Raw genomic sequence first — 6,219 nt, forward strand, 5'->3', positions numbered from 1 at the left:
CACTCCGGAAAAAACCGATGCGCCTGAGTGTAGACCCTTGCGTCATTCGTCTCCTGGTGCCAGCAGCAGATTCGGCGCCAGCCGCTGATAACCGTCCTGGGCCAGGCGCATGTCGAGCAGCAGACTGCCCAGATCTGCCGACAGCGCCTCGCCCTCCCCGTCGTTTTCCAGATACAGCAGCTTCAGATAGCTGTTGCAGCCCGGACACACTTCGGCGCGCAACGGCGCCTGATTGGCGGCGTGGCGGTCATCCTCAAGACTCAGGTATTCAAGCCCTTTGCTCTGTTCGCAATACACGCACTTGACCCGCACCACATGCCATTCGCAGGCACACAGCGAACACACCAGATAACGCAGGCCGTTGTGCTTGCCGCGATGGCGGATCACCCCGGCCATGGCCGGCGAACCACAGGCCGGGCACTGGCTGAGGCTGTCGCCGGGTGTCAGTTGCAGATTCGCTGCGCTGAGCAGCCAATGACTCCACGCCGCTTGCAGCGCCGCGCCGAGAAACGGCACCAGTGCCGCGGGCACCAGCGAATATTGGCCGCTGACCAGCGCCACGGCCCAGGCGCGCAACTGGCCGGGGCTGGCAAGGCGCAGCGTGGTCACGGCCTCGACCACAGCAGGTTGCTCGGGGGCGACATAACGCTGCAGCAAGGCTTCGAGATAAAGCTGCCAGGTGTCCTCGCGAATCAATGTGTCGGCGGCGAACGGCGGCATGCCGTGTTGCCGGCAGACTTCCAGCCGCTGTTCATCAAGCGACGCGGTCGAGGGCGGATCATCGAGGATCTGCTGCTGGACTTGGCACAGCCCGGCAATCAACTGCAGGTAGTCGGCCAGCGGATGACCTTCGGCCAAACGTTCAAGACGCCGGGCCCGCAACATGAACAGGTTGTGCGGTGGCAAGTGCAGAAACGGCGGCGAACTGGCCGCCGCTTCGATTTCTCCGGGTTCAAGGATGGTTGGCAACTGTCAGCCCTTTTTCGTGACCGGTCGCTCTGGCGGATCCTGGCTTTCCACCTCGCGATACCAGAGTGCATGGTGTTTCCTGGCCCAGGCGCGACTGACCCAGCCGTGCATCATCGCGTCCACCGAACCCTTGATCCAGATCCCGGCGTAGATGTGCACGATGATGCTCAGGATCAGCACAAACCCCGCCAGTGCGTGCAGCAACATGGCCCAGCGAATCGTGGTGATGCCGAAGTAATGACTGAAATACGCGCGCCAGATCACCAGTCCCGTGAACAGCAATGCGAGCATGCACAGCAGTAAAGTCCAGAACAGCAGTTTTTGCCCGGCGTTGTACTTGCCCACCGGCGGCACGGATTCTTCGTCGTTGACCATTACCCGGTCAATTCGCCGCAGCCACTTCCAGTCGTTGTCGATGAAGAAGTTCGAGCGCCAGAAGCGAAACACCAGGCCGAGGAAAAACACGAACATCAGCACGCCCATGAACGGATGGAGGATCCGCGTCCAAGGCCCGCCTCCGAACAGGTGGGTCAGCCAGAACATCGACGGATGAAACAACGCCAGCCCCGACAGCCCGGCCATGAAGAACAGAATCGCCACCAACCAGTGATTGGTGCGCTGATTGGCGGTGTAGCGCAGGATCGTCTTGTTGCTCATGGCCGGCCCTCCCCGCGTGGGTCGAAGGTGTGCACTGCCGGATCGACGACGTGCACCGAGGTGTCGGGCGGATCGGGATGTTCATCTTCTTCGACCCGGTTCGGGCCGATCCGCACGTAATGGAAGAACCCGGCCAGCACCGCGGCGCCCATGGCCAAAAGGCCCAGCGGTTTGCTGATGCCTTTCCACAAGCCCACCAGCGGACTGATCTCGGGGTTGTCCGGCAGGCCGGCGTAGATTTTCGGCGTGTCGGCGTGGTGCAACACGTACATGACGTGGGTGCCGCCGACGCCTTCCGGGTCATACAGGCCGGCATTGTCGAAGCCACGGCTTTTCAGGTCGACGATGCGCTCGGCGGCGTGGGTCTTCATGTCGTCCTTGGTGCCGAACACGATGGCACCGGTCGGGCAGGTTTTCACACAGGCCGGCTCAAGCCCCACCGCCACCCGGTCCGAACACAGCGTGCATTTGTAGGCCTTGTGATCTTTCTGCGAAATGCGCGGGATGTTGAACGGGCAACCGGTGATGCAATAACCACAGCCGATGCAGTGGTCCTGATCGAAATCGACGATGCCGTTGGCGTGCTTGATGATCGCGCCGGGGCTGGGGCACGCCGCCAGGCAACCGGGCTCGGCGCAGTGCATGCAGCCGTCCTTGCGGATCAGCCATTCGAGATTGCCGGCGTCGGTTTCGTGCTCGGTGAAGCGCATCAGCGTCCATGAATCGGCGCTCAGGTCCTGCGGGTTGTCGTAGGTGCCGTGGTTGTGGCCGACCTCTTCGCGCAACTCGTTCCATTCCGAGCACGCGACCTGACAGGCCTTGCAACCGATGCATTTGGTGGTGTCGATCAGTTTGGCCACCTGTTCCTGGTCGCGTATCGACGGCGCCGGTGTGGTGGTGGCCGAGCGGGCAATGATGTCTTGGCTGGCCATCTAAAGATTCTCCATCAGAGCTTCTCCACGTTGACCAGGAATGACTTGGATTCCGGGGTCTGTGTATTGCCATCGCCGAGGAACGGCACCAGGGTGTTGGTCAGGTAACCGTGACGCGTCAGGCCGGTGAAGCCCCAGTGCAGCGGAATGCCGATCTGGTGCACCACCTGGTTGTTGACCTGCAACGGCCGGATCCTTTTGGTCACCACCGCTACCGCTTCAATGAACCCGCGCTTGCAGGTGACCCGCACCCGGTCGCCGGCAGCGATGCCTTTCTCCTTGGCCAGCACTTCGCCGATTTCCACGAACTGCTCGGGTTGGGCGATCGCGTTCAACTTGCAGTGCTTGCTCCAGAAGTGGAAATGCTCGGTCAGCCGGTAGCTGGTGGCGGCGTACGGGTAATCCTTGGCGACGCCAAGGCTGTCCCACACCGAATCGAAAATCCGTGCCGCAGGGTTGCTGATGGCTTTCTTGTTTTCCGGGTGCAGCGGGTTGATGCCGATCGGGGTTTCGAACGGCTCGTAGTGCTCGGGGAATGGCCCTTCGTTCATCTTGTCGACGGCGAAGAACCGCGCCACGCCTTCGGGGTTCATGATGAACGGGTTCATCCCGGCCTCCGGCGGCACGTCGGCCTTGTAATCCGGCACGTCGGTGCCGCCCCAGGCCTTGCCGTTCCACCACACCAGGCGTTTTTTCGGATCCCACGGTTTGCCGGCGACGTCCGCAGAAGCGCGGTTGTACAGAATCCGCCGGTTGGCCGGCCAGGCCCACGCCCAACCCTGATGCTGATGCATGCCGTAAGGGTCGTTATTGTCACGGCGGGCCATCTGGTTGCCGGCTTCGGTCCAGCTGCCGCAGAAGATCCAGCAGCCGGACGCGGTGCTGCCGTCATCCTTGAGCTGGGCGAACCCGGCCAGTTGCGAATTGCCCTTGATCGTCGCGCCGGTGGCGTCGGTGAAATCCGTGGTGGCGTAGCCGTTGATCTCTTTGGCGATCTCTTCCGGCGAGGGTTCTTCGGCGATCTTGTACGGCCACGACAGCTTCAACAGCGGATCGGCGAATTTGCCGCCCTGGGCCTGATAACGCTCACGCAGGCGCAGGAACAGCGCACTCATGATCTGCACGTCAGTGCGCGCCTCGCCGGGGCCGTCGGCACCTTTCCAGTGCCATTGCAGCCAGCGGCTGCTGTTGACCAGCGAACCGTCCTCTTCAGCAAAACAGGTGGTCGGCAGACGGATCACTTCGGTCTGGATGTCGGCGCTCTTCACATCATTGAACGGCCCGACGTGTTCCCAGAACTGCGAGGTTTCGGTGGCCAACGGGTCCATGACCACAAGCCATTTCAGCTTGGCCAATGCGGCCATCACCCGGTTCTTGTCCGGCAACGCGGCAATCGGGTTGAAGCCCTGACACATGTAGCCATTGACCTTGCCCTGCCCCATCAGGTCGAACACCTTGAGGATGTCGTAGTTGGGGATGTCGAGTTTCGGCAGGTAGTGGTAGGCCCACTGATTCTCGGCGGTGGCATTGGCGCCGTACCAGGCTTTCATCAGGCTGACGTGGAACTTGCTGTAATTCTGCCAGTAGGACAATTGCCCCGGCCGCAGCGGTACTTGCGTGCGTTTCTTGATGTAGGCGTTGTAGTCCTGCTCCATGTCGGTGGGCAGGGTCAGGTAACCCGGCAGCGCGTTGGACAGCAGGCCGAGGTCGGTCAGGCCCTGAATGTTCGAGTGCCCGCGCAACGCGTTGACCCCGCCGCCGGGCATGCCGACGTTGCCCAGCAACAGTTGCACCATTGCTGCGCTGCGGATGATCTGCGAGCCGATCGAATGCTGGGTCCAGCCCAACGCATAAAGGATGGTCATGGTCTTGCCCGGTTGCGAGCAAGTGGCGATTTCCTCCCAGATCTTTTTCATCGCGTCGACCGGCATGCCACAGATCTGGCTCGCGAGGTCGATGTTGTAGCGGCTGTAATGCTGCTTCATCAATTGATAGACGCAGCGCGGGTCCTGCAGGGTCGGGTCGACTTTGACGAAGCCGTCGTCACCCAGCTCGTAACCCCAGGTAGATTTGTCGGTGTAGCTTCGTTTGGCTGCGTCGTAACCGGTGAACAGTCCGTCCTCGAAGCCGAACCCGGCTTTGACGATGAACGACACGTCGGTGTAGTTGCGCACGTATTCGTGCTGGATCTTGTCCTCGGTCAGCAGGTGATTGATCAGCCCGCCCATGAACGCGATGTCGCTGCCGGTGCGAATCGGCGCGTAGTAATCGGCCACGGACGCGGTCCGGGTAAACCTCGGATCGACCACAATCAGCCGCGCGGCGTTGTGCGCCTTGGCTTCGGTCACCCATTTGAAGCCGCAAGGGTGGGCTTCTGCTGCGTTGCCGCCCATCACCAGGATCAGATTCGCGTTGGCGATATCGGTCCAGGTGTTGGTCATGGCTCCACGGCCGTACGTCGGGGCAAGACTTGCCACCGTCGGGCCGTGTCAGACACGCGCCTGGTTATCGAACCCCAGCATGCCGAGACTGCGTACCACCTTGTGGGTGATGTAGCCCGCTTCGTTGGACGCTGCAGACGCCGCGAGGAAACCGGTAGTCAGCCAGCGATTGACCGTCTGCCCCTGGGCGTTCTGCTCGACGAAATTGGCGTCGCGGTCGGCCTTCATCAGGTCGGCGACGCGGTCGAGGGCTTCGTCCCAGGTGATCCGGGTCCATTCGCTGCTGCCGGGCTTGCGCACCTGCGGGTACTGCAGGCGGCCGGGGCTGTGAATGAAGTCCAGAAGGCCCGCGCCTTTCGGGCACAGGGTGCCCCGATTGACCGGGTGGTCGGCGTCGCCCTCGATATGGATGATGTTTTGCGCAACGTTCTTCGCGGCATCGCCCTGGCTGTACATGATCAACCCGCAACCGACCGAGCAATACGGGCAGGTGTTGCGGGTTTCATGGGTGTGGGCAAGCTTGAAGTGGCGCACCTGCTCGGCGAAGGCCAGCGTCGGGGCCATGCCCAACGCGCCCAGGCTAGAGCCTGCAAGGCCGATACCGGCGACCTTGAAGAACTGACGACGGCTGAGATCCATCGTGCACTCCTGATCAGGTGGAACCCGGTACTGGTGCCGGGTCTGTTCTGGACAATCACGGTTGCGGCACTTGAGTGCCGACTTTTTCACTGTAGACAACGTGCGGTTGGCCAGTGTGAAAACCGACCGTCGGCCGTTTGTCGGATCACCACCTCCCTGTGTGCGAGCTTGCTCGCGAAAAGCGGTGTGTCATTCAACATTGATGCTGCCTGACCAGACGCATTCGCGAGCAAGCTCGCTTGTATGCTGGTACTTGAAGGGAGGAGGAGGGACAAGGCTCGATTCTGACTGTTGGCGCAGTACAGATCCGTGGGAGATTTCGCCCCTCCTCCTTTCACCCAAGCGCCGATAAAGAATGCATCTGGCTAGACCGACGATAGGAACAAGCCTGCGCCTCTGGGTGAGCCCTTCAAGTGCTCAAAACCATATCTCGGGGGGTGTTCAATGGCAATGTCGGTTTCTGTTTCCAAGCCAATCGTGGGCGTGGATGTCGCCAAAGATGAGCTGGTGATCTACCAGACCGAACTGGATCTGCTGGAGACGCTTCCCAATAACAAGCCAGCCATCAAGAAATGGCTGAA

The 6,219-nt window shown here is 61.3% G+C and carries 4 protein-coding genes and 1 pseudogene; 1 reads left to right on the forward strand and 4 read right to left on the reverse strand.

Annotation, left to right across the window (positions count from 1 at the left end; translation table 11 throughout):
* Positions 1–42: 42 nt before the first annotated feature.
* The 4 genes from fdhE to fdnG are packed head-to-tail and all read right to left on the reverse strand — an operon-like array spanning position 43 to position 5,638.
* On the reverse strand, positions 43–969 hold the full coding sequence (fdhE, locus tag MKZ87_RS03285) for a formate dehydrogenase accessory protein FdhE (RefSeq protein WP_234205235.1): 927 nt from the start codon (positions 967–969) through the stop codon (positions 43–45).
* A gap of 3 nt (positions 970–972) precedes the next feature.
* A complete protein-coding gene (locus MKZ87_RS03290) occupies positions 973–1,626 on the reverse strand; it encodes a formate dehydrogenase subunit gamma (protein WP_234205234.1) in 654 nt (217 codons plus the stop codon).
* Positions 1,623–2,558 carry a formate dehydrogenase subunit beta gene (fdxH, locus tag MKZ87_RS03295; protein WP_234205232.1) on the reverse strand — a complete coding sequence of 312 codons (936 nt, stop codon included), beginning with the start codon at positions 2,556–2,558 and terminating at the stop codon, positions 1,623–1,625. Before fdxH ends, MKZ87_RS03290 begins: the two co-directional genes overlap by 4 nt.
* A gap of 14 nt (positions 2,559–2,572) precedes the next feature.
* Positions 2,573–5,638: a formate dehydrogenase-N subunit alpha gene (gene fdnG, locus MKZ87_RS03300; RefSeq protein WP_234205230.1), complete on the reverse strand. Its 3,066-nt coding sequence runs from the start codon at positions 5,636–5,638 to the stop codon at positions 2,573–2,575.
* A 444-nt stretch (positions 5,639–6,082) separates the two neighbouring features.
* Between fdnG and MKZ87_RS03305 the strand changes: the two are divergent.
* A pseudogene (locus tag MKZ87_RS03305) lies at positions 6,083–6,219 on the forward strand (IS110 family transposase); the annotation flags it as partial.

This window comes from Pseudomonas sp. MCal1, from assembly GCF_026341415.1.
Lineage (GTDB): Bacteria > Pseudomonadota > Gammaproteobacteria > Pseudomonadales > Pseudomonadaceae > Aquipseudomonas.